We start from the raw sequence: 25,329 nt of genomic DNA on the forward strand, positions 1-25,329 counted from the left end.
CACCCCAAAATCCAGAAAGGTATAAACCCAAAGCTTGACCTTGACCGCCATGGGCAGCACATAACCCATACCCACCCGGGTCAATTCTCAATGAAAATCCCGGGTCAATTCTCAGCGCAACTCAACATGTGCCGTCACGCTTTCATTGACGGTAAAGCCCTTTTTGCCGCGCAGCAGGCTGGATGCGTCGCTGGTTTCCAATTGCACTACGCCGCCCACGACGCCCGAGCCAAATTCAAAGCTGCCTACGGTGCCACGGATGACGCTCACTTGTTTGTACAGCAGGGGGTCGGTGAAAAGCTGGGTGCCGATGCGATAGAGTTCTTCCGATCCGGTGGTGGCGCCATCGACCATGACCAGCACTTTCTGATCGGTGCCATAGGTGCCATTGGCGCCAAAACCGCGAATATTGATGCCCGAACCGGTGGGGGTGGAGCCATTGACCAGCGTGACGCCGGGCACGGTGTCGATCAATTCAGCGATCGTGCTGGCCTGGCGTTCCTCGATTTCCTTGCGCTTGATGGTGGTCTTGGGGGTTGCGGTTTCGGTCTGGATCGCGCGGACGCTTTCGCTCACTTCGATGGTGCCCAAAAACTCGGCCTTCTTCTCGGCGGCGGCCTCTTGCGCCTGTGCGGGAAGGGCGACGAGCGCCGCAGCCGAGAGGAGAAGGCGGGTTTGAATGGGTTGGATATTTGGCATGAAGACCCCGACTGGTTGCGATTAAATGCAAATGATTCGCAACCGCAATAAATTCAGTCGAACGGGGTGGCAAGCGCTTTTGCGAATGAATGTCAATAAAGGTCGCGACGCAAGCGGCCCAGCAGCATGGTCTGTTCAACCCAAGCCTTGCCCATCACATCGGCCAAGGCCGCAAGGCAGGCCTCGCCCATAGCCAGTCGCCCGCAAAGCACCACGCGGCCGTTCTCGCCAAGGAATTGCCGGATCGTATCGGCCTGCGCCGCGATTCTATCCTGCACATAAGGACCGCCGCCTTGTGTTGCGGAAAGCGCGACATCCAGCCCGGTTAGCGGCAAAGCGCGCAACTCCTCGAACAATGGCGTCTCGCTCTGGCTGGCTCTTTCGCCGAACAGAACCCGGCATGGCTGCCCTTCTTGCAAGGCGTGCAGCACATGGGGGCGCAAGCCAGCCCAACCTGAACCTGCTCCGATGGCCAGCAAAGGCCCGCGCCCTGTCGGTGTCCGGTACGTGCGATGTGGCCGGATACGTCCGGTAATCCGGCCCGATCCGACTTGTGTGCCGGTCAAAAGGCCGGAGCCGATGCCGACCTGCCCTTCTTGCACCACCTTGCGGATGTAAAGCGTGATGAGCCTTTCGGGCGGCAGGCTGGCGATGGAATAGTCGCGCCGATGGCCGTCGGGCGTATGCAATTCAAACAAGTCGCCAATTTCCCAAGGCGGGCTTGCCCCATCTTCTGCAGCCAGTTGCAGGCGGAACAGGCCATCGCTGCCGCTTGCCCCCTTCATCGCGGGGCCGACCACTTGGCAGCGTTCCAGCACACGCCAATGCAGCGTCTCGTCGGCGGCGCCTTGCTCGGCAAGGTCGTAACCAAGCTGCGCCAAACGGCTTTGCCATTGCTGGAGATCATTGGCGGAGAGATCATCGACTTCGACCAGCGGGAACAGGAATGTGGCCCCGCCGATTTCTGCCCATTGCGCGATGCGTTGGCCAAAGGCGCAATATTGCGAATAGCGGCGATCACCCAGCGCCAGAATGGCTATCTGTTTGCCCTCCAATCTTGGCCTGTCATCGCCAATATATCGGTCAAAACCATGGCCATTGTCCGGTGCCAAGCCATCGCCGGTGGTCGATACGATGAAGAACAACCGCTTCGCCTTTGTCAAACGTTCCGGCGTGGCCTCATCGGCGGGCAGCAAAGCGCATTTTTCGCCGCGCGCTACGATAGTGCGATGCAGTTTTTCGGCCAGATCCGTCGCTTGCCCCGTTTGCGAGGCATGGAGCACAAGCGTGTCCGCATCATCACCCATTTGTCCCTGCCGGTCCCGCATGCAGGCGTAGGTCAGCGCCAACCAGCCACCGATCAACCCGCCCGCATAGAGCCAGTCGGTTGCCCCTTGTGGTGTTGCAATCATCGCTCCGCTCCTGTCAGGGTTGTACCGACAGCGTGACTTGCGACAGTTCCGCCGTGCCTTTGGTGCTGGCTTTAAACGGCTTTCCGGGCTGGACTGTAAAAGGCAGCCGGACCAGATCCCGCCCTGCCTTTTCGCGCGCGACTTCGGTCACCAAACTATATTGGCCTACAGGCAGGCCGGAGAGGTTCAGGCTGTGGTGTCCGGCCGGTTGGGTAGGGCGAGAAACGCCATCGGCCGGCATCGCCATATTCATCCCCACCGCGCGCCACCAATGGCGCAATTCTGGCAGCCATCTTGCGCCGATGCGGGTTTGGTCGTGAAACACGGCAAGGTTTTTCACCCAATGGCCTTGATGGTCCTCGATCCAGACCGCGACAAACGGCCTTTGGTAATTGGCCGCGTCGATCCGCGGCAAATCCAGCGAGACGGTGACATTGCCCGCCATGGCGCAGGTGGCGCTGCCCGCCCATGTTACGCCAAAGCAGGCCGCGCGCAGCCTGCGCGAAAATTTTTTAATCATCCCAAGGAGTCCTGTTGGTAAGCGCTGATTTAGCAAGGGCTTGTGATCAATCCACAAAGGCCCGTTCGATGGCAAAATGGCCCGGCTGGGCGTTGGAACCTTCGGCAAAACCTTGCTCGCGTAGCATATTCGCCATGTCGCGGTTAAACGCCATCGAACCGCACAACATCACGCGGTCGGTCTCTGAACAAAATTGCGCCGGACCGGCCAATTTGGCGAATAAGCGCCCATCTCTGGCCAAATCGCCTATGCGGCCACGTGTCGGGAACTCTTCACGAGTGACGGTTGGTTGGTAGCGAAATTGAAGCAAGGCCTGATCACCCACCAAAGGATCGCCTGCCAAGGCACCCTCCAGCATATCGCGAAAGGCCAGATCGCTGACGCGGCGCACGCCATGGGTTAGCAGAATTTGGCCAAAGCGGTCATAGACTTCCGGATCACGCGCCAGTGAAAGGAATGGGGCCAGACCTGTGCCCGTGCCCAGCAAGAACAAGCGCCGACCGGGCAGCAAGGTATCCAGCACTAAGGTTCCGGTCGGTTTTTTCCCGAGATAGATCGGATCACCCGGCGCTATCGCCTGCAACTGCGAGGTGAGGGGGCCATCAGGAACCTTGATCGACAGAAACTCCAGTTCTTCAGCCCATGCCGGGCTGGCAATGGAATAGGCGCGCAGCAGGGGGCGGCCTTCCACTGCCAGCCCGATCATCACGAATTCACCCGACCGGAAACGGAGGGAGGCGGGGCGGGTGATCGTGAAGCTGAACAGATGCTCGTTCCAATGCCGCACAGACAAGACGCGCTGGACGCTCAGGCTGGCAATCTCTGGCAGGGAGGATAATTGCAAATCACTGTTATTCATGATGGGGGATGCTTTCCGGCGGCAGGGACAAATCCGACAGGTCCATTCCCGACAGGGCCATGCGTGCCAAAGTGAAGTTCATGCAGCGGCACAGGGCTGTGCCATGATCAGCGGTCACCAACAGGGCGATGGTGGCATTGGCTCTTTCCTGTCTGGCCAGGGCAAGGTCGCGCCACAAGTTGAGCAGGATGGCCTCCGCTTCGGCAATGCGAGTGCATGGCAAAGGGGCAAGGGCGATTGTCTGGATCGCGTGGCGGTTGAGCATGCTCATCGCGATGTGAAAGTCGGGCAGGCTTTGGTGGGCGTGATGCGTCCAAAAGCCTTGCCGTAAAGCCATAGGCGGACATTGCGCCTTGGCCGTCGCTTGGGCCCAGCCTCGCATCGCCCATAGCAGAAATCGGGCTGGCGCGGTCAGACTTGTTACCGGTCGATCCAGCAGATCATACATGGCCGATAACCCGCCGCGTGGTAGCATCCTGCATGGCAAACCCGAGGCCTGCGGCTTGCAGAGCATGGCTTAGTTCAGCAATGCTTTGCATCAGATGTGGAACATAGTCCTCATCGACCAGCGCTTCGGCCAGATTTTGCACGGGCGCGCCGACGCTTTGGAGTTCGAGCATACCCAGCAACATGGCCTCGTCTTCATGCGTGAATTGGCAGGTTACTTTTCCAAAATGCAGATGTGACAGGCCATAGCGGTTGAGAATTCCCATCATGCGCAAGAAGGGCTGCAATCCGGACAGCATTTTCCCTCCGCCAAAGAGGGGCAGCATCTGTCGTGATGCGCAGGCGCCCTGCTGCATCGATACGACCCATTGGCGCATGGCTCCGGTCAGGAAGCGGGCGGCGGGCGGCAGATCGGCGATGGCCTGGTCAAGGTAGGGGTACATGCGCGCTCCTTTCGGCGGTCATTAGCTGTCAATATGGCTGTAATGCAAATGACTCGCAAGAGCGATTATGGGTGTTTCGCAAGTTTCTGAACGAGAGGAGGCAATGCTCTCAGATATCTATCGCCTTTCTGTCGTTGCCTGCAGGGGCGCCGCCTCCCTTGCAAAGAGGAGGAAGACGCCTCTCACGATCCACCCTTTTGACTGACGATAGCTATGATGGTCATGGAGGTTCTTCTGCCCGTCCACGTGAAGGCGTTTGGATTGCTGATATGCGGGACAGCTTCACCCGTCAGGCATGACGCGCCGCTCCATGCTGGCCATCAACCTCGCGGCTAGATGAGCCAGCGGGCCAGCCTGTGGCTCCATGAGCAGTTCAGGCAATTGGGTTTGCGGCGGAGCTTGCCGGACGTTGCGCTCCGTGGCCCAGAACAGCCCAGCAAGGTTCACCCGTGCCGAGCCTGCCCGCCGCACCATGCCCGCCAAACACCTTGCCGGTGAGCCAACCCGATAGCGATGGCCCAGCGGCAATTCGGCATTCCGGTCGATCAGCAGCACGCTGAGCGCCGCCCGTTCCCGCCCGAACTGCTGGCAAGCCCGACCCCAGGTGCTCTGGGCGATGCCTAGACGGCCGCAACTGCGCCAAGACGCCTCGATAAGGTTGGGCCAGGTCGGTCCACCCAGCGCCTCGACGATGCCGCGATAACTCTCGGTGGCCACCACCAGCGCGGTTGCGGGCCGGATGCGCTCCAGCGGATCGCTGAGCCGCGCGGTACGCCTTCGTGATGAGTTTTTGTCCTGTATATTGGGTACGCAGTTTTCTTCCGGCGCGTCGGAAGTTTTCAGTGCACGGGGATCAGGTTCGGGCACAGGTTCAATGGCGGCTAGCATGGCGGACAAGGCCTCGCGGATGGCGATCAGGCGGTCGATGTTGGTGATACGCGCCGTGCGTCCATCGGGCAGGACAGTCTCGGCCCGCTCGCGCAGATCATCATCGCCAGCCTCGCGGATACGCTGGCCCAACTGGCGTATTTCGGCGCGGCATTGCTGGATGGCGCGAGCTTGCAATTCCAGCGCTTCGGCCTTGGCCTGCATCTCGGCAAAGCACTCAACCAGCGGAGCCAGATTGATGCCTGCGGCCCAGACCACAATCCCGTCTTGCCGGTCGCCAGCGCGCTCGCCGTTGATACCGGCATTGCGGATGATGAAGCCTGCTTGCTCCAGTTCCCGCTCGGCCGAATTGATCGAGCGCGGCGTCAGGCCCAAGGCCTCGGCAAACCGACAGGCCTGCGTCCAGACCGCGCAGATACGACCCGACAGATAGTCGCCGTCCATGGTCTTGAGGATGTAGTGCCGGACTAGCGCCACCGCCGTGGACGACAGCCCAAAGCGGGGACGAGCGACTTGCTCGAACAGGCGCAGCAGATCGAACCGGCCGACGCCTGACGGCAGCCCCCTATGGGCAAGGGTGGTGCTCATGGGCGCCTCCTGTGTCAATTGGGCTGTTTGATTGCTTCAGGGCAAGGGGCTGAATAAGGCGGCAGTGACCACCACTGCTCCGCATCGAGATGCTCCGCACACCTGCCAACTCGGCCCGTGCGAAGAGGAAAAATCTTGACGCAGAACGGCTGATCGGCGACCAAAGGGAAGCCCAAGAAATGGCAAGTATTGACCGGCAATTCGGTTTACAGGCCAAAGGTAAGTGATTGATAGCAAAAGCGGGGTTAGAGCAGCGGTTTACAGAAAAATGCAATGATTTCAGTCTGAATGCAGAAATCATAACCCGCGTGTCGCGGGTTCGAGTCCCTCCTCCGCTACCAAAACTAAATAAAATCAATTACTTAATGGATTGGGCTGCGGCGAAATCCTGTAAACTGCGCTGTAAAAATGCTCCGCAACGCGTTGAGCTTTTGTCGCCGCTTCCATCTAAATGGCTGATTTATCGGCAAGGCTGTGCAATCGAGCCGATCCGCTTGTCTGGGTGGAATTGGTGGATAGTTTTGCCCGCGTTAACAGTGCGATAGTGCCATTCTGTAGCGCCCGTCAGGCTCGCGGTTTACAAACTCTGTAAACTGCCGTTGTTTTTGATGTGATTTTTGGCTGATATCTGCTGCCGAACAGCTCAAAAATCGACAGTCAGCGCTACGGATGCCCTGTGGGGGATTTGGGTGCGAAAGCCTCCGCCGCTGGTTACGCGACAGACAAAGACATTGGTCGCACTGGCGAGGTTGGCGCGGATGACCATGGGGTCGCTCTTGCCCATCTTGAAGCGATAGTGCGCGTCCAGAACCATGGTGGTGCGCGCAGGGATCGAAAAGCGGTTACGGGCATCCGCTTCACGCCGTCCTTCATATCGCACGCGCATGTTCAGCTACCAGCGCGAGCGTCCTTGGCTGAGGCGCCAGTTTCGGCTGCCGTCCACCAGCGTCGATGTGCGTTCGAGTCCGTCCATACTGTGGATCCTATAGACAGTCGTACGATTGGCGCTGGCTTATCCATTGTTTCGGGCGGCGGCAGAGGCGCCTTTGCAGGGGCGCCTCTGCCTTGGCCGCATCAGAACCCTGCCGTTACCTTCACCCAGAAGGAGCGGCCAGCCTCATTGTAATTGTTGGCGCCTGCGCCATTGTTGGCTGAGGCGCGATACAGCACCTTGTTGAACATGTTGCGCATGCCAAGGCCGAAAGTGAAGTTCCGGTTGACCTTGAAATTCGCAGATGCGCTGGCGATGTGATAGGCAGGACGCTCCATTGCTTGGGCCGCAGTGGCCGCTGCACCGGTGTAGAGCACCAGATTGGGCGTCTGCTTGCCATAGCGAGTAAAGATCAAGGTCAAGTCCAGCTTTTTGGTCGGCTGCCAATTCAGGGTGGAATTGATCGTGTAGTCGGGCACGACCGAGAGCTTTTCGCCCGTCGCGCGAATTTTGTTGGTGGTCATCACCGTGCCATTGGTGCTCCAGTTCACCGTCTTGGCCAGCGGAACCATGATATTGCCTTCAAAGCCTTCGACAATGGCGTTGGGCGCGTTTTCCCATTTGAAGATCCATGTTGTGCCGCCCACCGAGGTGCCCACTGGTATGTTGCCTGCGCGGATCTTGTTGTCATAATGGTTACGGAACCATGTGGCGGAAATATTCCAACCCTTGGGCGTGTAAGCCAAACCCATTTCGGTGTTGAGGCTGCGTTCGGGGTTCAGATCGGCATTGCCCTGAATCAGACAGCCCCCACCTTGCGTTGGATAGGCCAGCGGGCAGCCATTGCCATTGGTGCGATAGAGGTAATTGGGGTTGAGTTGATAGAGGTTGGGTGCCTTGAAAGCATAGGCTACGCCGCCCTTGATCTGCAGATCATCGCGCAATTTCCAACTGGCATTGAGGCTGGGCGATGCAGCATTGCCGAAAGTGTTGGTGAAATCCATGCGCAGGCCCGGCGTCAGCGTCAGGCGGCTCAGGATCATATTGTCCTCGATGAACAAGGCGTAAATGGACTGGCTGGCCTCGCCCGAACGCGCCGATGTGGCGTTGGTGCCGGGCACGGTGCCACTGGTGTTGGTCACCGTCATCGAGAAGGGGTCGTTCAGATATTCGCGGCGCATTTCCGCGCCAAACGTGGTCATATTCTGAATGCCGCCCAGCTTGAACGGCATGTCCAGCGATCCATTGACATACCAATTGCGCAAATAGGCCGAGGAATAGCCGGTTGTGGTGTTGATTGTGCCTTCCGGGCCGCCCACCAGGCCTTCGTTGAGGCGACGGTTGATCGTATCCTCATATTGCGCCAGCAGCTTGGCCGTGCCGAAAGACAGATCGCCCTTGTAATTGAGCGCGCCCGTGGCGCGCATCATAACATTGGTTTCCGCGCCCGCTGTGGACAGGCTGGTCACAATGGCAGAGGTCGAACCGCTGCCGGCGAGGGCATACTCCCCAGCATAACGATTGCCTTGACGGCTGTAACTGGAGGAAATGTCAACGCGATGGCCCGGCGCGATCTGCCAACGGATCAGTCCGTTAATGTCCTTGTTCTGCACGCCTTCGCGGCCTGCGGCAGGGTTGGCAACGGCGGCCTGATCGGCAGAGGCCGCGGCATTGAGCCTTGCGGCATCGGCAGTGGAAACATTGTAATTGCCATAAAGCCGGAAAGACAGGCCTTTGGCGATCGGGCCGGAGACCGATGCGTTATAGCGATAGGTCTTGCTGTAATCCTGCTGCTGCGGCTGCTCGGTATAGGCCGAAGCAGAGCCCTTCCATGTGTCACTGGGGCCTTTGGTAATGATGTTGACCACGCCGCCCGCCGCGCCCGAGCCATAGCGGACCGCGGCCGGACCACGCAGCACTTCGATGCTCTCGATTTCCTCGACCGGCACCCAATTGGAATCACCGCGCGTATTGCGCTCGCCGCTGCGGCCATAGCGCACGGCGTTGCGGGATAGCACGGGCATACCGTCGATCATGATCATCGTGTTTTCCGGCCCCATGCCGCGAATGTCGATCTGGCGGTTGTTGCCATATTGGCCGCTGGCGCTGTTGCCGGTCAGATTGACGCCGGGCTGGCGGCGCACGATGTCGGAAATGTCATTGGTGGGGGCGATCCGGGCGATATCCTCTTTGGTGATGGTCGAGGATCCAAGCGCCTGCTTGCCCACTTCGGCGGCGGTTTCCACTTTCAATTCGCCCAGCACTTGAGGCTGCTGCTCACTCGCTTGCGCATGGGCAAGAGGGGCGTGGAGAACAGAAAACAGGCCGACTGTGATGCAGGCAAGGGAGCTGGCCGATGCCAGCAGGCGATGGGTTGGTTTGGTCATGGAAAATCCCCTGAGAGGTGCGATTAATTGCAAATAAGTCGCAATAGCGCTCTACACGGCGAAATCCACTTGCCAATGGCTTATGCTGACATATCGTTCATGTCGTTTGGGATATATTCCCGCGCAGCAAATCCACCAGCCACATCAGGGCTTCATCCGTGCGGCTCCTTTCGCTCCAGAAAGCGCTGTAGGCGAAAGAACTCAGCTCGATCGGTGCCTGACAGGCATGGACATGACCGGATGAGACCAGAGCTTCCGCCAAGCGGCGCGGGAGCGTCACCAACATGTCACCGGTCAACATGGCGGCGGCAAGGTGGGAATAGGGCAGGCAGATCTGTAGATGCCTGCCTTGCATTGGCGCATCGCCATGGAGCAGGTCCACCAGTTCCTTGCCCGCATGCATCATCATGATGCCAATGTGGGGATAGGCCAGCCAATCGTCCAGATCGATACGGGCCTTTCGGGCGGCTTTGTCATGGGTCAGACGCCAAGGATGATCGGATGCCATCAGGCATAAAACATCATCGTGGAACAGGGTGCATTGGTGCAACTGATCGCTGCCGGGCAAGGAACCGGCCAGGATGAGATCGATCTCTCCCATCGCCAGTGCGCGCGGGCTGCTCTTTTCCAGAGGAACAATCTCGATAGCGGCTAATGGGGCCAAACGCCGGAATTGGTCCAGTACCGGGGCGAGGCAGGCATGTGCCCCATAATCGGTCACCGCGATGCGAAACCGCCTCGTCAGTGCTGCTGCGGAAAATGGTGCCAGCGTCACAAGACTGCCAAGTTGCCCCATCCAAGTCATCAAAGGATTGGCGAGGCGTGACGCATAATGGGTAAGCTGCATCTGGCCGTTGGCACGGATCAACAAGGGGTCCTGAAACACATCCCGCAATCTGGCCAGGGCGCGGCTGACGGCAGGCTGGGTCATGCCCAATTGATCGGCTGCCAGCGTTACATTGCGGGTTTCCAGCAATTTGGCCAATATGCGTAGCAGATTGAGGTCCATTTTTGCAGGATCGACCGCCATAGCGGGCGCGGAGAGAGATCTGTGAGGCATGGCTTAATCGTTGAGCGCCAGATCCAGAGCCACCACCAGACTGGCCTGCAGGGTGGCGCCATGGGGCAGGTCACCCAGCGGTTTCCAGCTTACCATGCCCCACTTGGCCTGCAATTGTTGCGCCACGAGGGCTGCGGAGGCCCCGCTGGCAGTATCGGGTCCGGATTCATGGTCTCCTGCTGCAATCAAGGCTTTCAAGGCGGATGGGCCGGTATCTTGGGCCATGCGCCGAAGAAGGCCATCTCCATACCAGCAACTGGGACTGATAGCGGCAAGTCGGGAAAAATCGCGCGGGCCTTTCATGCCGGCATAAAGCGCCAGAAGGCCGCCGAAACTATGGCCTATCAGGGTTCGCCGTGCTGGATTGAGATGCCATCGCTGTGCAAGTTGCGGCAAAATCCGTTGATGGAGCAATTGCAGAAATTCATCGGCTCCGCCAATCCGGTGTCCTGCACCAGGCACGCCTGTGGGAAGGCGTTGGGCCGCTATCGGAGGCGTGTAATCCCATATTCTTTGTTCCAGCGATCCCGATGACACGCCAACCAGCACAGCCTGCGGGCGGGCGCCTCGATCACGGCCATACTGCCCCCTCCTTTGCAAAGTGACAGCGGCAAGCGGAAAATTCTCTTCCCCATCGAGCATCAGAATGAGCGGCCAGCCCGTTTCGGGCGGCGGCGTATCGGGCCATGTCGCCCATAGTACCAGATCCGGCGCACCGTCCCGTGCCACGCGCCAATGCTGGCTGCGGGGGAGTTGATAAGGCCCTTCATCGCCCTGCGCCATGGCCAGCAACGGGCGTGGCAGCGCAAAGGCCGTGCTGCACATGGCCAGATGTTCCAGAACCTGGCGACGATGGATGGGGATCAGGTTCATCTTGCGCCTTGCAGGGTGAAGCGGATCGGAACCAGAACGTCGATGCGTTCTCCGTCCACATCGCCGGGCGGCGCGGGCAAGGGCTGGCTGCGGCGCACCACATCCATGGCTTCATCATCAAGCGCCCGCATGCCACTGCCTTTGGCAATGGCTACGCTCAGCACTTCACCTCGCCGGTTCATGGCAAAGCTGACCTGCACCAGCCCTTCGCGCTTCATCAAGCGCGCCAGTTCCGGATAGCGTTTGGCGCGTTCCAGATGGGCCAGAACCCGGTGGCGCCAGCCCGCGCCGCCATCGCCCGCCGTGCTACCGCCGCGCCCATCACCCTGTTGCGAGCCGGACGTGGCAGCATGGCTGTTTCCGGCTGGCGCTGAGGATGGTGCTGCACCGTTGCCTGATGCAGATGACGCTTGAGAAGAACCCGCCGTTGTGGACGCCATGGCGGGAGAGGGAATTGCAGGCGTCGTAGGCGCAGGCAGACTTGCCATTTGCGGGGCCGTAACGAGCTGGGGAGTCGTAGGCGCCGTGGCCGATGTTTGTGCCATGGCCGTCTGCATCGCCGGTGCAGCGAGTTCGGGCGAGGCAACTCCGGCTGATCCGGCAGCGCCACCGTCACCGGGCATTTCCAGCATGATGGCTTCGTTTTTCGGCTCTGGCGCGGGGTTGTTGAGCGACATCCACCATAGCCCGCCCACCACAATTGCATGGACCAGCACGACAGCACCCAGCACGCGCTGCTGTTCTTTGAAGGGCAAGGGTTGATGCATTGCAGTCGTCATTGTTTGCCCGCAGCACCCAGTAGGCCGATATGGGTAAATCCGGCCTGACGCAGATGGTCCATCGCCTCCATTACCGGAGCCATCTGGGCTTGTTTGTCCACCCGCATGAAGATGCGCCTGTCGTGGTCTCCTGCGGTGGCCAGTGTCACCGCCTCGGCCAGATGCGCGACTTGCACCGGCGCGTCACCCAAACGCAACGTGCCGCTTGCGTCCAGACTCAGCTCTACGGGTTCTTCGGGCATGGCTTGGGGCTTGGCGGCAAGGGCGGGCAGGTCAATGTCCACGCTGGCGGTGGAAAGCGGGGCCACCACCATGAAAATAATCAGCAGCACCAGCATGACGTCAATGAAAGGTGTCAGATTCATCTCGGCATTTTCTGCCAGATCATCCTCGCCATGATTGAGTTTGAGAGCCATGACTTACACCGCCGCGCGCAAATGGGGGCGATGGTTGAGCAGGCCAAGGCTGGCCTCGCGCGAGACCAGTTGCAGCACGGTGCAGGACAGGTCGCCGGTCAGCAATTTCCATCCGCCCAGAGCGCGCGAGAAGTAATTATAGGCAGCCGTTGCCGGAATGGCCGCCACCAGCCCCAAAGCCGTTGCCAGCAAAGCTTCGGCAATGCCGGGTGCCACCGCTTGGAGGCTGGCGGATTTTGCGTCGGCCAGGCCAACGAAACTATGCATGATGCCCCAGACCGTGCCGAACAGGCCGACGAAAGGCCCCACCGAGCCAATCGTGGCCAAAATGCCGATGCCACGCGACATTTGCCTCGCTGCGGCCAGTTCAAGACGCTGCAACCGCATAGCGATGCGCTCTTTCAGCCCATCCAGATCGTGCAAGCCGTTTTCGGACAGGGCTATTTCGTGATGCGCGCTGTGGAGTGCCGCTGCGGCCATCGGGGCCAGCGCCAGATCTGCCTGTGCCGCCTCTGCCAGATTGCGGGCAGTTTCGAATTTCCGCAGCGCTTGGCCATGGCTGCGCATGGCTCGCGCCAGTTCCCGCAATTTCAGGATCAGAATAGCCCATGTCGCCACCGAGCCCAGTAGCATCAAGGCCATCACACCTTGCACGACGCCATCGGCCGCTGTGAACATGGCAATGGGCGAGAGTGAGGCGGCGAAGGCCTGATGGGGCGCAAGCAAAGCCAGAAGGACAGCGGTGCCACGAAAGACGGATGGCTGAGTCATACGCACCTCGATAAAGTTGATATGGACTCGCAATAACATTAGTGGCGCAGGCGTGCCATGGCTTTGCGATCATTTGCGCTATGCGTTTTTGGGATAATGGGACGGCTTTGCCGCGTATCTGCCACGGAGAGCCGCCCCAACCGGTGTGGCGCGGGCAACTCTCCTACTGGCCTGTTTACAGATCGAGCAACAGCGTCATCTTGCCCATGCGCGAGGCCCCCGCGTAAAGCGTCGTGCCGCCAGTGGCCCAATAGCGTTTGTCAGTCAGATTATCGACGGTGGCGCGCAAGGTGATCCGCTTTTGAGCCGAAAGGTGCCAGCTATGGCCAAACCCCGCGCTATAGGTCGTGTAGCCCGACAACTGCGCCAGATTGAGCGCATCGGCATAACGATCGCCCGTGTAATAGGCGCCGCCATTGATCGACCAGCCATCCAGGAAGCGGGGACTATATTGCACAAAAGCCGAGCCGGACCATTTGGCGCTGTTGACCACCGGCTTGCCATCCTGCGCGGCAGTTCCTGTATTACGCTGAACAGCATCGAGATATTGCCCGCTGATCGCCACTTCCAGCGCGGGCAGCAACTTGCCGGTGATGGCCGCCTCAAACCCCTGATGCAAGGCGCGGCCATTGAGAACATAGGTGTTGCTGGTGTCCGTATAGGCCAAGGCGCGCTCTATACGGAACGCGGCCAGAGAGGTCTGAAGTCCATGCGCTTCATAGCGCAGGCCCGCTTCCCATTGGCGGCTGACTGCGGGGTCCATGATTTTGCCCGCATTGGTGGTGCCATCGGGCGCGGTGCCTGCGCTTTCCAGCCCCTCGATATAGGAGCCATAGAGGCTGACCGCCATGGCCGGGCGCAGGAGCAGGCCAAAGCTTGGCGTTACCGTGCGCACCGAATAGGCGCTGCTGGCGGTGCTGATACGATAATCCACCGCGCGCAGGCCCGCAATCACCTGCACTGGTCCCATGCTCACCGTATCCATCGCATAGGCGCCCGTATCGGAATTGACCCCGCCCGCATTGATGGTAACGGTTGAAAGTGTCAGTGCCGATTGCGGGATGACGACCGGATTATAGAGATTTTGCGCCATGGCAGCATAGCGCAATTGTAATTGGTCGCGGCTATACATGTCGGTGCGGGCAAGGCCCAATAACAGATCGTGGCGCAGCGGCCCTGTGGTGAACTGGCCCGCCATTTCGGCACGGCCATAGCGGTTTTCCCAGAATTGGCCGGGTGTATAGGTGATTGTGTTGCGCCCTGCGCCTGTGGTCAGATTCACACTGCCCAAAGTAGAAATCATCCGGTTGCGATGGGCCTGCGCCACGCCTGCCTCGGCGCGGGCGGACCAGGTGTCGGACATGGCATAATCAGCGCGCAGCGCGGCATTCATGCCCCATGTGGAGAACACCGCATTTTCGGGCGCAAAGCGCAGCGAAGGCGCAGGGATGGCCGGCAGCGTGATCTTGCCCGCCACGGCCGTGGGAAGGGTAATGCCGCCCGGCTCCTGTCCGGTCCGGTGGTAATATTCAGCATCGGCCTTGATGGTCAGTCGATCGTTGGCTTGCCAGTCCAACGCCGCCGAGAGCAATTCGCGATGGCCCGACACGCCATTGGTTGTCGATTGCAGGTCTGAGGCATAGCCATTGACGCGCAGGCCAAGCCTGTCGCCCGCGCCAAAACGCCGCCCGACATCCACGCCTCCGCCGTAGCCGCCCTCGGTGTCTGCGGTGGTATAGAGCGTGGTAACGGGCTGCGCGCCCGCCCGCTTGGTGCCCAGATTGAGGATGCCCGACGGCATGGCAAAGCCATAATACAGCGCCGAAACGCCTTTGAGCAATTCCACGCGCTGTTTGTTTTCCACGGGCATGGGCGCGTAATTGATAATCGGCAGCCCGCCATTCAGGCGATAGTTGCTGTCTGCGCGGATTTGCACGCCGCGGACGTTGAACGTGTTGGTGTTGAACGGGCTGGTGGTCTGCTGGGTGATGCCGGGCGTGTTGCGCAGTGCCGCTTCCAGCCCTTGAACATTTTGTGCGTCCATCAGGCTGCGGGTGATTACCGAGATGGTGGCGGGAGTGTCGATCCATGCGCGATTGCGGAAGGCGCCGACTTGAACCACTTCTGCCGTGAGGGCCTCGCGCTGGCCTTTGACCAAAATCTCTTCGTCCAAGGGCCGTTCTGCTACTGGAGCCTTATCGGTATCGTTCGTGACAGAGGCCGCCATGGCGGGGCAAGACATCAGGCTAGTGGCGATGGCGAGGGTGGATATAACAGGCGAAGTGAGGGGGCGGGGCAATTCATGTCCTTTCGGCGCGACCGTTTCGGAATGGTGCCCGCCTAAAGTTATTGCGATTAATTTGCAATTGCAATTTTCAGGGCATGGATTAAGGCCAATGGATGGTCAAACCCTTCTTTATCCAATTCCACCGCTGGCTGGGCCTGATCCTCGCCGTTATCCTTGGCCTCATGGCGCTTACCGGCGCGATGTTGAGCTATGAGGATGAAATTGCTCACGCGTTTTATCCCTCGCTCTACGCTCCCGGTGCATCGAGGCAAGCCGATCTGACCCCTGACCAGTTGGTGGCCAAGGTCGAAGCGGCGCATCCCGCCTATTATGTCGACCGCCTTGAATGGCCGGTTGATCGCGCGGCCTCGGTCACGGTGCGACTGGCGCCCGCGGGCAAGGGGGCAAAGCTGGAGGGTCAGGCCCACCGTGCCACTGGCCAATGGCTGGGGGCAGCGCCCAGCGCGCCGTTTTTTGCCACGGTTCGCCGCCTGCACCGCTGGCTGTTGCTGCCCGGCAATGGTGAGGGCTGGGGGCGCGACATAACGGGGGCGGCGGCGATCGGTCTGGTGGTGCTTGCCTTCACCGGCCTTTATCTTCGCTGGCCTTATCGGGCCTTGCGCTGGCGCGAATGGTTGGTGGTGGATTGGCGGCGCAAGAAGCGCCTTTTCTGGCGCAGCCTGCATGTGGTGGTGGCAACATGGGCCATTCCGTTTTGGCTATTGTCTGCTGCCACGGGCCTTTGGTGGAGCTATCAACCCTATCGCGAAGTCGCAACGCAGGTGTTGACCGGAAAGCCGGCGAGTTCGGCCAAGGAGAAGGCGGCAAAGCCTGTCGATCTGGAGCATCGTCCCGCTCTCGATCCAGTGTGGCGTGTTTTCCTGCAAGATCATGGTCAGGCTTATGGCTTGCTGCGGGTGGCTCTGCCGGAAGGCAAGGCCGATAAGCTTGTTGTCGAGGCTCTTGCGTCAGCGGCCGCGCATGATCGGGCTCTGGATCGCTTCACCTATGATCCTGTCTCTGCCCGATTGATCAAGGCCGACTATTATGCCCGGCGCTCGTTGGGCGTTGCCATCACGCAGTCGATGCTGGAATTGCATCGCGGGGCCATGCTGGGGCGAGGCGGGCGCGCGATCATGCTTCTCTCGACCTTGATTCTGGCTTTGGCTTGTGTTTCGGGTCTGATCATGTTCGCCTATCGTCAGTTCAAAATAGGGCGCAAGGAACATAGATCATGGTGATGCGCAGGCATGCTGCGCCGATGCTATTCCTGCATCAATGGGCGCATTTTTGGCGCCCATTGTGGGCGTAGCAGTATAATGCAGGCGGTTGCGCCCAGCACCAGAAACAGCACAATCACACGCATCGGCCATTCATAGCCGCCGCTGACATGTAGTAGCCAACCCGACAGGCTGGCCGCTGTGCCGCCCGACAAGCCGGCCGCCACATGCTGCACCCCCACCACCATGCCAATGGCAGGCGGAGGAATGAGTGTGACCTTGGTTAGCGCAAGATTATTGGCACTGGCCAATCCCAGAAAAGAGAGTGAGGCCATGTTCCAGAAGAGCGCGCCTTCCAGGCTTTGCGCGTAAACGCCCATCAAAACGGTTGATGCGCCCAGAAAGCCAGCCACAACAAAAGCTTTTCTGGTTTTGACCGGATCATAACCGCGCGCGATCAGCCTGTCGGCGGACCACCCCGCCAAGACCGCGACGATGGCAATGCCGATAAAGCTGAAAAACGTGTAGAAGCCCGAGGTTTCCAGCGAAAGGCCCCGCGTTTCCACCAAATAGGAGGGCATCCAGGTCATGCAGTAAAAGGTGAAATAGCTGTAGCAAAAATTTACGATCATGCCGCCCCACACCACCGGCGAGGCCATGATGGCGCCAAAGGAAATTGCGGATGCTTTTTTGTGCGCCTCTTTGCGCTCCTCGCCTTGAGGCAAGTCACTGTCCACCAACCCCAGCCACGGCAACAGCCAGATGAGGCCGCAAATACCGGTGGCCAAAAACATGGTGCGCCAGTCATAGGCCACAATCAGCCATGCGGCCAAAGGGGCTCCAATGGCCGTGCCAATCTTGTTTCCCATGGCGAAAAAGCCGATAGCCAGCCCCATGTGGCGCTCAGCTATGTGATGGCGCAACCAGCGATAGGATGCGGGCATCACCACCGCTTCGGTTGCCCCTACCATAAACCGCATAAGGAACAGGGCGAAAAAGCTGCTGACCAGCCCCGATGCTGCTGTCGCCAAACACCAAAGACCAAAGCAAAGCGCATAGGGCCATTTGACTCCATAGCGATCAACCACCCAGCCCATCGGCATCTGCAAGAGGGCATAGGACCAGAAAAAGGCAGATCCCAACCAGCCACGATGATCGGCATCCAGTTCGAAATGGCCGGTAAAGCTTTCGCTGGCCAAGGCTGAGGAAAGACTGGACCGGTCTGCGTATGCGATCAACACACCCAGGCATAGCAGCCCCATGATGGTCCAGGTCCTCACGGCGGTGGTGATGGGCCTGTTCATGATTGACTGTCGCTCATCAGCATCATGGCTCCGCCTGTGTGCGAAATCGGGGCGTGATAGATGGATGCGAGAACGTCTGGCCTTGTGCTGGCTAGGGCGCCGCGCATGACCAGCCAGGTCATCAATTCAACCCCCTGCGCTCCGGCCAGATCGACAATCTGGTCATTGTCATAGGCTGCCAAGGCTTCGGGTTCGCCAACAATCTTGTCCATACACATCAAGTCAAACGGCTGGTTGATTTTGCCGAATTGCCCCAATTCATGTGAAAGGCCGCCACTGCCAATCATCAATACACGGGCATCCTTGGTGTAGGAACGAATGGCTTTTCCCAGCGCGCAGCCGAATGCCAGGCATCGGGAGGGTTTGGGGAAGGGCGGTTGCACCGCGTTGATTACCACCGGAATGATGGCCACCGGAGGAACGCTGTCGGCGCCCCAAATCAGGTCCAGCGCGGTGGTGCAGGCGTGATCCAGTTCCATTTTGCGGCAGGTGGAAATGTCGAAATCATCGGCGATCAGGCTATTGACCATATGCCAACCCAGATCGGGAGCGCCTTGGAAAATCCTCGGCACGGGTTCTCCAAAGCCCTCGTCGGCCGGTCGATAGTCTGTTGCGACCCCCAAGGCAAAGGTTGGCATATGATCGAGAAAGAAATTCAGCCCGTGATCATTGTAGATGACCACCGCCACAGTGGGCTTTTGCGTCTCTGCCCATGCTTTAACGGCTTCAAACCTGTCATAGAATGGCTTGAACCCGACTTCGGCCTGAGTGCCGGCCTTGAGCGTGCGACCGATGACAGGAACATGTGAAGTGCCAAGTCCGGCCAGAACCTGTGCCATGATGATCAACCTTTTCCGGGACCGGCGCGTAGCGCACGGTCGAGTTTGGCGAAGAAATACATATTGCCTCCTGCATTGAGCAGGAGTGTCTTGTCTCTGCTGAGGGCCGCGGCCTGTTCTTCGGCATTCAAGCCATAGGCCGCACAATAGGCCGCCGGATCTTTGGCATAGGCCTTGCGGTTTTCGGCCTTGTTCAGCGAATAGCACATTTGGTTAAGGGCATAGCCTTTTTGGGCGGCCTGGGCGTGGAACTTGCCCACTTCAACATCCTGCATGGTAGGTTCCTTGAACAACACGGCGTTGAACTTTGCGATTTTGGTTACCGCGCATTCAACATGGACAGAGCCTCGTCGATGAAGCGCCCTGCGGCGCAACCTTGACTGGCGGTGGTGGCCGTGGCTTCATACGTGGCCAAAGGATATTCGCTGTCGGCCACAATGTAATGCATGGGGCCATAGCTGAGCGAGGCGAGCCAAGTTTGCGTGAGCGGCGATCGCTGCTGCAAGGCTTTGCCGACGTTGGCGGTGATATCGGCATCGCTATGCACGATGGCCAAATCACCCAACCGCAACATGCCCATCCGCAGGCTGGAGGGTGGAGCATCGCTATCCTTGAAATCGCAAGGCGGTAATGTGCTGCTGGTATCATGGGCGCAGCGATCAGGCAGATTGAGAGGTGTAGTGGTTTTGCCCGGACAATCGACTTGCGCCAGCGCGGCGCTGATTGGCAGGGCTGACTGGGTTTTGTCGGTTTCGGCGGAAACGGCCAGCACTTCTTCACCCAGAATGGTCGCCATGGCATTCAGGAGCCTTCCGGCCCGCTCGTGGTCGCCATCCGTGGCGCGATAAAGTGGATTGCCTGCAGCGCCTGCCGTAAGGAGAGCGACCGGCGCCACTTTGCCATGGCTTGATGCTTGTTCTATGTAGATTGCGGCAAGTCCCGGCACATCGCCGCTGACCTGATCCTTTAAGGCCATGGCGACCACCGGGTTGAAGCCATAATTGACCAGAAAGGCCAAGGGTTCGCCTCGTAGGTTTTCCAGTGTTAACACGCGCACCCGCTCGTCCACGCTTTGCGCTCCGCTCCGGTCCAGCTTCTCGATCCATCGCCGATGCTGGGCCGACCAACTGCTTTTGGGCGCGGTTAAATGGGCGCTGCCTTGTCCCGAACCAGCTCGGGCTGGTTGCAAGTTATCCAGCGCCTGCGCCAAGGCGCGCATGGTGGCGGCCTTGACCTGATCCACATAGTCGCTTGATCCGGGAAGCATGATGCCGCCCTGTTTGCGGTCCAGCCTGTAGGTATTATGCGTGTGACTAGCGCTTAACAGGACATGCTCTACGGGGATCTTTACATATTGGGCGATGGCTTGCGTCATTTCGCCCATGACTTGGGTGGACATCATCGGAACATCCAACACGCCGATGACTGCCCGCTTGCCCAGACTCTCAATCACCAGAACGCGGGCGAACAATGGGTCATGGATTTTGCTGAAAGGTGGTTTCAGCAAATGTGCAGCAGGGGTGATATCGGCTTTCGACGCGGCTGCCAGCAGGTTTTGCGTTTCTTTTGGTTTCGCCGGAACGGTTTGGGCCATCGCTGACGGCTGGCCACAAGCGAGCGGCGCAAGGCTGCATAAAAGCAGGGATCTCTTGAGAAGCCAGATCATGCGCAAGATATTCCTCACCCGGCGAAAGGTCTATTTTGCCTATTCGTCCCGCTGCAATTATCGTGACAGCACCATGGTTTGGCCAAGGCATCAATTCTTTGGCAAGCTTGATCCAAAATGCGTAGCCGGAGTGGTCGGCATGAAAAACGTAGCCACGGCAGACAAGTTATAGCCGCGACCGCCGTTTGGATTGCGTTCAGGACCCAGAGCCGGTGCAATATCGGCGACATAATAATGCAACAACCGTGATTCTGGCCGCCACACTATTGTGAACGAACCAGATTGGGAGACGCCCGGATCAAGCGCAACAGCTGGCCGGTAAAAATTAGGAGTGTGATGATGAGGCATAATTGCAAGCTCGCCCTGTGGGCGGGCGTTTCTTTGTGCGCCATGGGCACCAGCGCCATGGCGCAGAATGCACCTGCAGCCGAAGCCGCCAGTGCCAGCGATCAAGCCATTATCGTCACCGGATCGCGCGTTACCCGCAATGGCGACAGCAGCCCTTCGCCGGTCACTGTTATTCAAACCAGCGATATTCTGACCACGCAGCCTGGCAGTAATCTTGCCGACGCGCTCAACGTCTTGCCTGTTTTTGCCGGATCGCGCGGCGCGGGTAGCAATCCCAGCACCGGCGGTAGCGCATCGGGTGGAAATGGCGCAGCAAACCAACTCAATCTGCGGAACATGGGTATCACGCGCACATTGGTGCTGATGGATGGATTGCGCGTACCGCCAACCCTGTTCAATGGCGCGGTTGACGTGGACCTTATTCCGCAGATGCTGGTGCAGCGTGTGGATATGGTCACGGGCGGCGTTTCGGCTGTTTATGGTTCGGATGCGGTTTCCGGCGTGGTCAATTATGTCCTGAACCACAAGTTCAATGGTTTGCGGGTCGAGGGCAGCGCTGGCACTTCGGAATATGCCGATGCAAGACAGGTTGAAATCGGCGGCGCTTGGGGGCGGGATGTCGGTGAAAACGGGCATTTTGAAGCCAGTTACCAGTTCCGCAACAACACGGGTATCAAGCGTCGTTCCGATCGCCCTTGGATGAATCTGGTCGGTATCGCTGGCTTGGGCACGGCAGCCAGCCCGTTCCAACTCTATTCCGATCTTCGTCAGAAGGACTATCCGGCCGGCGGCCTGATCACTAGCGGACCGCTCACCGGACAGGTTTTCGCCAGTAATGGCGTATTGTCCCCATTCGTGAATGGCATTGCCACCAGCACCGCAGCGCTGCAATTGGGCGGCGGTGGCGGGACGTGGGATTCATCCCTGTTGCAACCGATGCGCGCCCATCAGGTCTTTGCCCGTTACGACCATAATTTCAATCCAGCCCTCCGCGGCTATGTGCAGTTCTCGGGCAATTTCAAACAGAATGAAATGTGGGCCGAATATGTCCGCCTCAACAATGTCCGTCTGCGTTCGGATAACCCTTTCCTGACTACTGCCCAGCAAACAGCTTTGGCTGCAGGTGGTGCGACCTTTACCTTTCGCAATACGATGAGCGAGGGTGAGGATCGTCGCCAGCATACGACGTCCAATTCAGATCAGTGGGTGTTCGCAACAGGGTTGGCTGGTGATCTGGGGGCTTGGGATTGGGGGTTTGATTTCACCCATAGCCAAGCCACACTGCGTACCAAAGTGGAAAACAACCTCAACCAGCAACGCCTTGCTGCGGCGCTGGATGTCGTGAGTACGGCTAATGGCCCGGCATGCTATGCAGCCACGCAAAGCGCTACAGCCGGTGCTTATGCCAATTGCGTGCCACTCAATCCCTTTGGCCCGACAGCAGCCAGCGCCGCCGCGCTGAATTACATTTATGGCACCACCAATTACCGTGCCGTAACCACGATGAACAATCTGTCGGGCCAGATTTCCGGCTCGCCCTTTTCCACTTGGGCGGGCGAGGTCAAAACAGCCTTGTCAGGCGAATGGCGCCTTCTGGCTTTTACCGCTTCATCGGATGCCACATCGCAGAATTTCGCCGATTGCACCGGCTTGCGCTATAATTGCACCACAGCGACCACCACCTATTATCTGACCCTGCCGGAACAGGCGCGGGTGAGCCAGACTGTGTCCGAAATTGCGGGCGAAATTGAAGTCCCGCTGCTCAAGGATGTGCCGCTGGTCAAGGCGTTTAATGTGAATGGAGCGGCGCGCTATACACGATACAACACCAGCGGAAATTATGTGACGTGGAAATTGGGGGTGGACTGGCAGATGACCGACACGCTGCGTTTCCGTGGAACCTTGTCGCGCGACATCCGTGCGCCAACGCTGTATGAACTGTTTGCCGAGCGGTTTGTCGTCAATGTCAACGGTATCGACCTGTTGACCGGCCAAAGTCCGGTGATTCCCTCGATCAATGGCGGCAATCCCGACCTGAAAGCGGAAATCGGCAATACATTGACGGGCGGCGTGGTATGGAAACCATCGCGCAAGTTCAGCCTCGCGCTGGACGGTTATCAGATCAAGGTCAGCGATGCCATTCTGGCGGTCAATGGCGGCGATGCCAGTTTCCAGGCCGCTTGTTATGCTAGCGGTGGCGCCTCGCCCTATTGCGCCTTGCAGCGCCGTCCCGGCAGCTTCAGCGATACCTCCGCTGCCAATGCCTGGACGGCTGTCTATAACGGTCTATTCAACATTTCTGAAATCAAGACTTGGGGTGCCGATCTGGAGGCCAATTTCAATTCTTCCTTGTTCAACCGCCCCTTCATGTTGCGTGTTCTTGCCGCCTATCAGCCCCATCTCTGGTTCCGCCAGCCCAATGTCGCAGCGCGCGATCAGGCTGGGGCAGCCTTTGGTCCGGTCGGTTTTTCTGCCACTCCTACCGTGCGTTTGACTGCCTTTGCCCGTTTCCAGCCTGTAGAGCGCGTTACCGTTGATATTCTTCAGCGTTGGCGCAATGCGATGGCACTTTCCAATGATGGAGTATGGGCGCCAGGCAGCAACCACATGGCGCCCTTCGGGACTACCAGCCTTAACATCAGTTGGGACGTCAAGACTCCCGCCGGTAACAGCCAGCTATTCCTGAACATCCAGAACATCTTCGATGCCACACCGCCTATTGGCGCTTTCAGCGGCAATGGTACAAGAGCCGGGTTGCGTGATGGCTATGCTGCGGGTGACGATGTGCGCGGACGTTTCTGGTCGGCTGGCTTCCGCTTCAAAATGTAGATCCGGATAATAGAGGGGGGGGCATCTTTCGCTCCTTTTCTTACCGGGCCTTGTCAGACTAAAATTGCGGGCGGGCCAGGGGGGCTGAAAATCGGTTGGATGAAGGCAGTCCCCGACCCGTTCCGTTGTTTCAATTCTTCGCCCGAGGTGATCCGCCTTGTGGTCATGATGTATGTGAGGTTTCCACTTTCGCTGCGCAATGTTGAGGATCTGCTGTTTGAGCGTAGGATAGATATCTGTCAGGAAACGGTGCGGTTTTGGTGGAACCGGTTCGGGCACTGGCGGTGGCACGTTGACGAAGTATTGGTGAAGATCAACGGCGACCGCCATTACCTGTGGCGCGCGGTGCATCACGAGGGCGAGATTCTCGAGAGCTTCGTCACGAAAAAGCGCGAAAGAGCAGCGGCTTTGGCCTTCCTGAGGAAGGCACTGAAGCGTCACGGTCGGGCGGAGAAGATCGTGACTGGCGGGCTGCGATCCTACCCTGCGACTGTCCGTCGTCAGAACATTTGGCACAAATCGCGGCGTAGATTGGCGGAGTGCGAGCCTCGTCTTGGGGGCGATTTTATGCGGCTAGGTGTTTGGTCCCGGCATTTGATGGTGCATCATCCGCGCAAGAGTGGAAGGATGCGCTATGGGACAGATTCTACACGGGAGCGCCCGCACGACAGAGGCGGTCCGTAGAGCGATACAACATAGTCAAGAGAGCCTGAGGGTTCTGGCCAAGCGCTACGGGATCAACCAGAAGACGGTTGCGAAGTGGAAGCGACGAACAGCCGTCAAGGACCTGCCGACTGGCCCCAAGGATGCTCATTCGACAGTGCTCAGCATTGAGGACGAGGCGGTCATCGTCGCTTTCCGCAAGCATACGCTACTTCCGCTCGATGACTGCCTCTACGCCTTGCAGGCGACGATCCCGCACCTGACGCGCTCATCCCTGCATCGCTGCTTGCAGCGGCATGGGATCAGCCGGCTGCCGGAGGTGGCCGGCGACAAGGAACCAAAGCGGAAGTTCAAGGCCTACCCGATCGGCTACTTCCATTTCGACATTGCCGAGGTCCGCACCGCCGAAGGCAAGCTCTATCTCTACGTCGCGATCGACCGGACCAGCAAGTTCGCCTTTGTCCAACTCGTCACCAAGACTGGCAGAACATCAGCCTCCGCCTTCCTGGTCGCCCTGATCGGGGCCGTGCCTTACAAGATATCCACACGGTGCTGACCGACAACGGCATCCAGTTCACTTTTCCGCCGCGCTACGCCGATGGCCCCACCGCAACCTACATGACCCACATGTTCGACATGCGCTGCCGTGAGAACGGGATCGAGCACCGCCTCACCAAGATCAGGCATCCCTGGACCAACGGTCAGGTCGAGAGGATGAACCGGACAATCAAGGAGGCAACGGTCAAACGCTATCATTACGACAGTCATGCCCAGCTGACCGCCCACCTCCACGACTTCATCAATGCCTACAATTACGCCCGCCGCCTGAAGATCCTGCGCGGCCTCACACCATACGAATACATCTGCAAATGCTGGACAACCGAGCCAGAACGATTCACGCTAAATCCGTACCATCAAATGCCGGGACCAAACACCTAGATATCCACAGTCACGAGAGTGGTACACCGTCGATATCCTGCCCCCGCAACCATGGCTGTTGAGCCTTGGTTTAGGTTGGGATGTATTTTTTGCGAGGAATGGAGTTGACCGAATCGATGTAGGTGCTTAGAGGCGCCGGACCGGATCGGTGGCTTTGACAG

At 58.9% G+C, this 25,329-nt stretch carries 22 protein-coding genes and 2 pseudogenes; 5 read left to right on the forward strand and 19 right to left on the reverse strand.

Annotated elements, in window-relative coordinates; all coding sequences use genetic code 11:
- Positions 1–111 precede the first annotated feature (111 nt).
- The 15 genes from EOE18_RS17415 to EOE18_RS17485 form a co-directional block, all read right to left on the reverse strand.
- Positions 112–699 (reverse strand): Plug domain-containing protein, encoded by a 588-nt coding sequence (locus EOE18_RS17415; protein WP_127711905.1) that lies wholly within the window; start codon positions 697–699, stop codon positions 112–114.
- A gap of 92 nt (positions 700–791) precedes the next feature.
- Positions 792–2,111, reverse strand: a complete 1,320-nt coding sequence (locus tag EOE18_RS17420; RefSeq protein WP_127711907.1) for an NADPH cytochrome P450 oxidoreductase family protein — start codon at positions 2,109–2,111, stop codon at positions 792–794.
- Between the two features lie 13 nt (positions 2,112–2,124).
- Positions 2,125–2,631 carry a DUF2271 domain-containing protein gene (locus EOE18_RS17425; RefSeq protein ID WP_127711909.1) on the reverse strand — a complete coding sequence of 169 codons (507 nt, stop codon included), beginning with the start codon at positions 2,629–2,631 and terminating at the stop codon, positions 2,125–2,127.
- A 46-nt stretch (positions 2,632–2,677) separates the two neighbouring features.
- On the reverse strand, positions 2,678–3,490 hold the full coding sequence (locus EOE18_RS17430; RefSeq protein ID WP_127711911.1) for a ferredoxin--NADP reductase: 813 nt from the start codon (positions 3,488–3,490) through the stop codon (positions 2,678–2,680).
- Complete coding sequence (locus EOE18_RS17435) at positions 3,483–3,827, reverse strand: hypothetical protein (protein WP_127711913.1); 345 nt, start codon at positions 3,825–3,827, stop codon at positions 3,483–3,485. The genes EOE18_RS17430 and EOE18_RS17435 overlap by 8 nt, the downstream gene beginning before the upstream one ends.
- Positions 3,828–3,930: 103 nt before the next feature.
- A complete protein-coding gene (locus tag EOE18_RS17440; RefSeq protein ID WP_127711915.1) occupies positions 3,931–4,380 on the reverse strand; it encodes a hypothetical protein in 450 nt (149 codons plus the stop codon).
- Positions 4,381–4,662: 282 nt separating this feature from the next.
- A complete protein-coding gene (locus tag EOE18_RS17445; RefSeq protein WP_127711917.1) occupies positions 4,663–5,856 on the reverse strand; it encodes a helix-turn-helix domain-containing protein in 1,194 nt (397 codons plus the stop codon).
- A gap of 643 nt (positions 5,857–6,499) precedes the next feature.
- Positions 6,500–6,742 carry a hypothetical protein gene (locus tag EOE18_RS17450; RefSeq protein ID WP_127711919.1) on the reverse strand — a complete coding sequence of 81 codons (243 nt, stop codon included), beginning with the start codon at positions 6,740–6,742 and terminating at the stop codon, positions 6,500–6,502.
- A gap of 188 nt (positions 6,743–6,930) precedes the next feature.
- Positions 6,931–9,174 carry a FepA family TonB-dependent siderophore receptor gene (locus EOE18_RS17455; protein WP_127711921.1) on the reverse strand — a complete coding sequence of 748 codons (2,244 nt, stop codon included), beginning with the start codon at positions 9,172–9,174 and terminating at the stop codon, positions 6,931–6,933.
- 97 nt (positions 9,175–9,271) lie between these two features.
- Positions 9,272–10,234, reverse strand: a complete 963-nt coding sequence (locus EOE18_RS17460; RefSeq protein WP_127711923.1) for a LysR family transcriptional regulator — start codon at positions 10,232–10,234, stop codon at positions 9,272–9,274.
- 3 nt (positions 10,235–10,237) lie between these two features.
- Positions 10,238–11,107, reverse strand: coding sequence for an alpha/beta hydrolase (locus tag EOE18_RS17465; RefSeq protein ID WP_127711925.1), 870 nt, complete (start codon positions 11,105–11,107; stop codon positions 10,238–10,240).
- Positions 11,104–11,886, reverse strand: a complete 783-nt coding sequence (locus EOE18_RS17470) for an energy transducer TonB (RefSeq protein ID WP_127711927.1) — start codon at positions 11,884–11,886, stop codon at positions 11,104–11,106. Before EOE18_RS17470 ends, EOE18_RS17465 begins: the two co-directional genes overlap by 4 nt.
- Entirely contained in the window at positions 11,883–12,302 is a 420-nt protein-coding gene (locus EOE18_RS17475; RefSeq protein ID WP_127711929.1) for a biopolymer transporter ExbD, read from the reverse strand. Before EOE18_RS17475 ends, EOE18_RS17470 begins: the two co-directional genes overlap by 4 nt.
- A 3-nt stretch (positions 12,303–12,305) precedes the next feature.
- Positions 12,306–13,073, reverse strand: a complete 768-nt coding sequence (exbB, locus tag EOE18_RS17480) for a tonB-system energizer ExbB (RefSeq protein ID WP_127711931.1) — start codon at positions 13,071–13,073, stop codon at positions 12,306–12,308.
- A 175-nt stretch (positions 13,074–13,248) separates the two neighbouring features.
- Complete coding sequence (locus EOE18_RS17485; RefSeq protein WP_246027529.1) at positions 13,249–15,246, reverse strand: TonB-dependent receptor; 1,998 nt, start codon at positions 15,244–15,246, stop codon at positions 13,249–13,251.
- A gap of 227 nt (positions 15,247–15,473) precedes the next feature.
- On the opposite strand from EOE18_RS17485, the gene EOE18_RS17490 reads away from it, so the two are divergent.
- Positions 15,474–16,601 (forward strand): PepSY-associated TM helix domain-containing protein, encoded by a 1,128-nt coding sequence (locus tag EOE18_RS17490; RefSeq protein ID WP_127711933.1) that lies wholly within the window; start codon positions 15,474–15,476, stop codon positions 16,599–16,601.
- A 23-nt stretch (positions 16,602–16,624) separates the two neighbouring features.
- Here the strand turns inward: EOE18_RS17490 and EOE18_RS17495 are convergent, their stop codons facing one another.
- From EOE18_RS17495 to EOE18_RS17510, 4 genes are read right to left on the reverse strand one after another with little or no spacing between them, the layout of a single operon-like run.
- On the reverse strand, positions 16,625–17,884 hold the full coding sequence (locus tag EOE18_RS17495) for an MFS transporter (protein WP_127711935.1): 1,260 nt from the start codon (positions 17,882–17,884) through the stop codon (positions 16,625–16,627).
- The gene (locus EOE18_RS17500) at positions 17,881–18,723 is read right to left on the reverse strand and encodes a class III extradiol dioxygenase family protein (protein WP_127711937.1); all 843 of its coding nucleotides are present in this window, start codon (positions 18,721–18,723) and stop codon (positions 17,881–17,883) included. Before EOE18_RS17500 ends, EOE18_RS17495 begins: the two co-directional genes overlap by 4 nt.
- Before the next feature lie 5 nt (positions 18,724–18,728).
- A complete protein-coding gene (locus EOE18_RS17505; RefSeq protein WP_127711939.1) occupies positions 18,729–18,998 on the reverse strand; it encodes a hypothetical protein in 270 nt (89 codons plus the stop codon).
- 44 nt (positions 18,999–19,042) lie between these two features.
- Complete coding sequence (locus EOE18_RS17510; protein ID WP_246027530.1) at positions 19,043–20,176, reverse strand: hypothetical protein; 1,134 nt, start codon at positions 20,174–20,176, stop codon at positions 19,043–19,045.
- Between EOE18_RS17510 and EOE18_RS18880 the strand changes: the two genes are divergently transcribed.
- The 4 genes and pseudogenes from EOE18_RS18880 to EOE18_RS17525 all read left to right on the forward strand — a co-directional run bounded on the left by EOE18_RS18880 (position 20,106) and on the right by EOE18_RS17525 (position 25,168).
- Positions 20,106–20,561: a hypothetical protein gene (locus EOE18_RS18880; RefSeq protein WP_246027532.1), complete on the forward strand. Its 456-nt coding sequence runs from the start codon at positions 20,106–20,108 to the stop codon at positions 20,559–20,561. The genes EOE18_RS17510 and EOE18_RS18880 overlap by 71 nt on opposite strands.
- A 164-nt stretch (positions 20,562–20,725) precedes the next feature.
- Positions 20,726–23,566 carry a TonB-dependent receptor domain-containing protein gene (locus EOE18_RS17515; RefSeq protein ID WP_127711943.1) on the forward strand — a complete coding sequence of 947 codons (2,841 nt, stop codon included), beginning with the start codon at positions 20,726–20,728 and terminating at the stop codon, positions 23,564–23,566.
- Between the two features lie 99 nt (positions 23,567–23,665).
- Positions 23,666–24,067 (forward strand): annotated as a pseudogene (locus tag EOE18_RS19020) (IS6 family transposase); the annotation flags it as partial.
- 133 nt (positions 24,068–24,200) lie between these two features.
- A pseudogene (locus EOE18_RS17525) lies at positions 24,201–25,168 on the forward strand (IS481 family transposase).
- Positions 25,169–25,329 lie beyond the last annotated feature (161 nt).

It is taken from the genome of Novosphingobium umbonatum, from assembly GCF_004005905.1.
Classification (GTDB): Bacteria; Pseudomonadota; Alphaproteobacteria; order Sphingomonadales; family Sphingomonadaceae; genus Novosphingobium; species Novosphingobium umbonatum.

Bases quoted from the DNA above. Each gene is read 5' to 3' on its own strand.
- EOE18_RS17455 (WP_127711921.1), bottom strand. From the start codon at position 9,174: ATGACCAAACCAACCCATCGCCTGCTGGCATCGGCCAGCTCCCTTGCC.
- EOE18_RS17460 (WP_127711923.1), bottom strand. From the start codon at position 10,234: ATGCCTCACAGATCTCTCTCCGCGCCCGCTATGGCGGTCGATCCTGCA.
- EOE18_RS17435 (WP_127711913.1), bottom strand. From the start codon at position 3,827: ATGGCTTTACGGCAAGGCTTTTGGACGCATCACGCCCACCAAAGCCTG.
- EOE18_RS17445 (WP_127711917.1), bottom strand. From the start codon at position 5,856: ATGAGCACCACCCTTGCCCATAGGGGGCTGCCGTCAGGCGTCGGCCGG.
- EOE18_RS17440 (WP_127711915.1), bottom strand. From the start codon at position 4,380: ATGTACCCCTACCTTGACCAGGCCATCGCCGATCTGCCGCCCGCCGCC.
- EOE18_RS18880 (WP_246027532.1), top strand. From the start codon at position 20,106: ATGACTTGGGTGGACATCATCGGAACATCCAACACGCCGATGACTGCC.
- EOE18_RS17425 (WP_127711909.1), bottom strand. From the start codon at position 2,631: ATGATTAAAAAATTTTCGCGCAGGCTGCGCGCGGCCTGCTTTGGCGTA.
- EOE18_RS17450 (WP_127711919.1), bottom strand. From the start codon at position 6,742: ATGCGCGTGCGATATGAAGGACGGCGTGAAGCGGATGCCCGTAACCGC.
- EOE18_RS17470 (WP_127711927.1), bottom strand. From the start codon at position 11,886: ATGACGACTGCAATGCATCAACCCTTGCCCTTCAAAGAACAGCAGCGC.
- EOE18_RS17495 (WP_127711935.1), bottom strand. From the start codon at position 17,884: ATGAACAGGCCCATCACCACCGCCGTGAGGACCTGGACCATCATGGGG.
- EOE18_RS17490 (WP_127711933.1), top strand. From the start codon at position 15,474: ATGGTCAAACCCTTCTTTATCCAATTCCACCGCTGGCTGGGCCTGATC.
- EOE18_RS17505 (WP_127711939.1), bottom strand. From the start codon at position 18,998: ATGCAGGATGTTGAAGTGGGCAAGTTCCACGCCCAGGCCGCCCAAAAA.
- EOE18_RS17500 (WP_127711937.1), bottom strand. From the start codon at position 18,723: ATGGCACAGGTTCTGGCCGGACTTGGCACTTCACATGTTCCTGTCATC.
- EOE18_RS17465 (WP_127711925.1), bottom strand. From the start codon at position 11,107: ATGAACCTGATCCCCATCCATCGTCGCCAGGTTCTGGAACATCTGGCC.
- exbB (WP_127711931.1), bottom strand. From the start codon at position 13,073: ATGACTCAGCCATCCGTCTTTCGTGGCACCGCTGTCCTTCTGGCTTTG.
- EOE18_RS17415 (WP_127711905.1), bottom strand. From the start codon at position 699: ATGCCAAATATCCAACCCATTCAAACCCGCCTTCTCCTCTCGGCTGCG.
- EOE18_RS17515 (WP_127711943.1), top strand. From the start codon at position 20,726: ATGATGAGGCATAATTGCAAGCTCGCCCTGTGGGCGGGCGTTTCTTTG.
- EOE18_RS17475 (WP_127711929.1), bottom strand. From the start codon at position 12,302: ATGGCTCTCAAACTCAATCATGGCGAGGATGATCTGGCAGAAAATGCC.
- EOE18_RS17420 (WP_127711907.1), bottom strand. From the start codon at position 2,111: ATGATTGCAACACCACAAGGGGCAACCGACTGGCTCTATGCGGGCGGG.
- EOE18_RS17430 (WP_127711911.1), bottom strand. From the start codon at position 3,490: ATGAATAACAGTGATTTGCAATTATCCTCCCTGCCAGAGATTGCCAGC.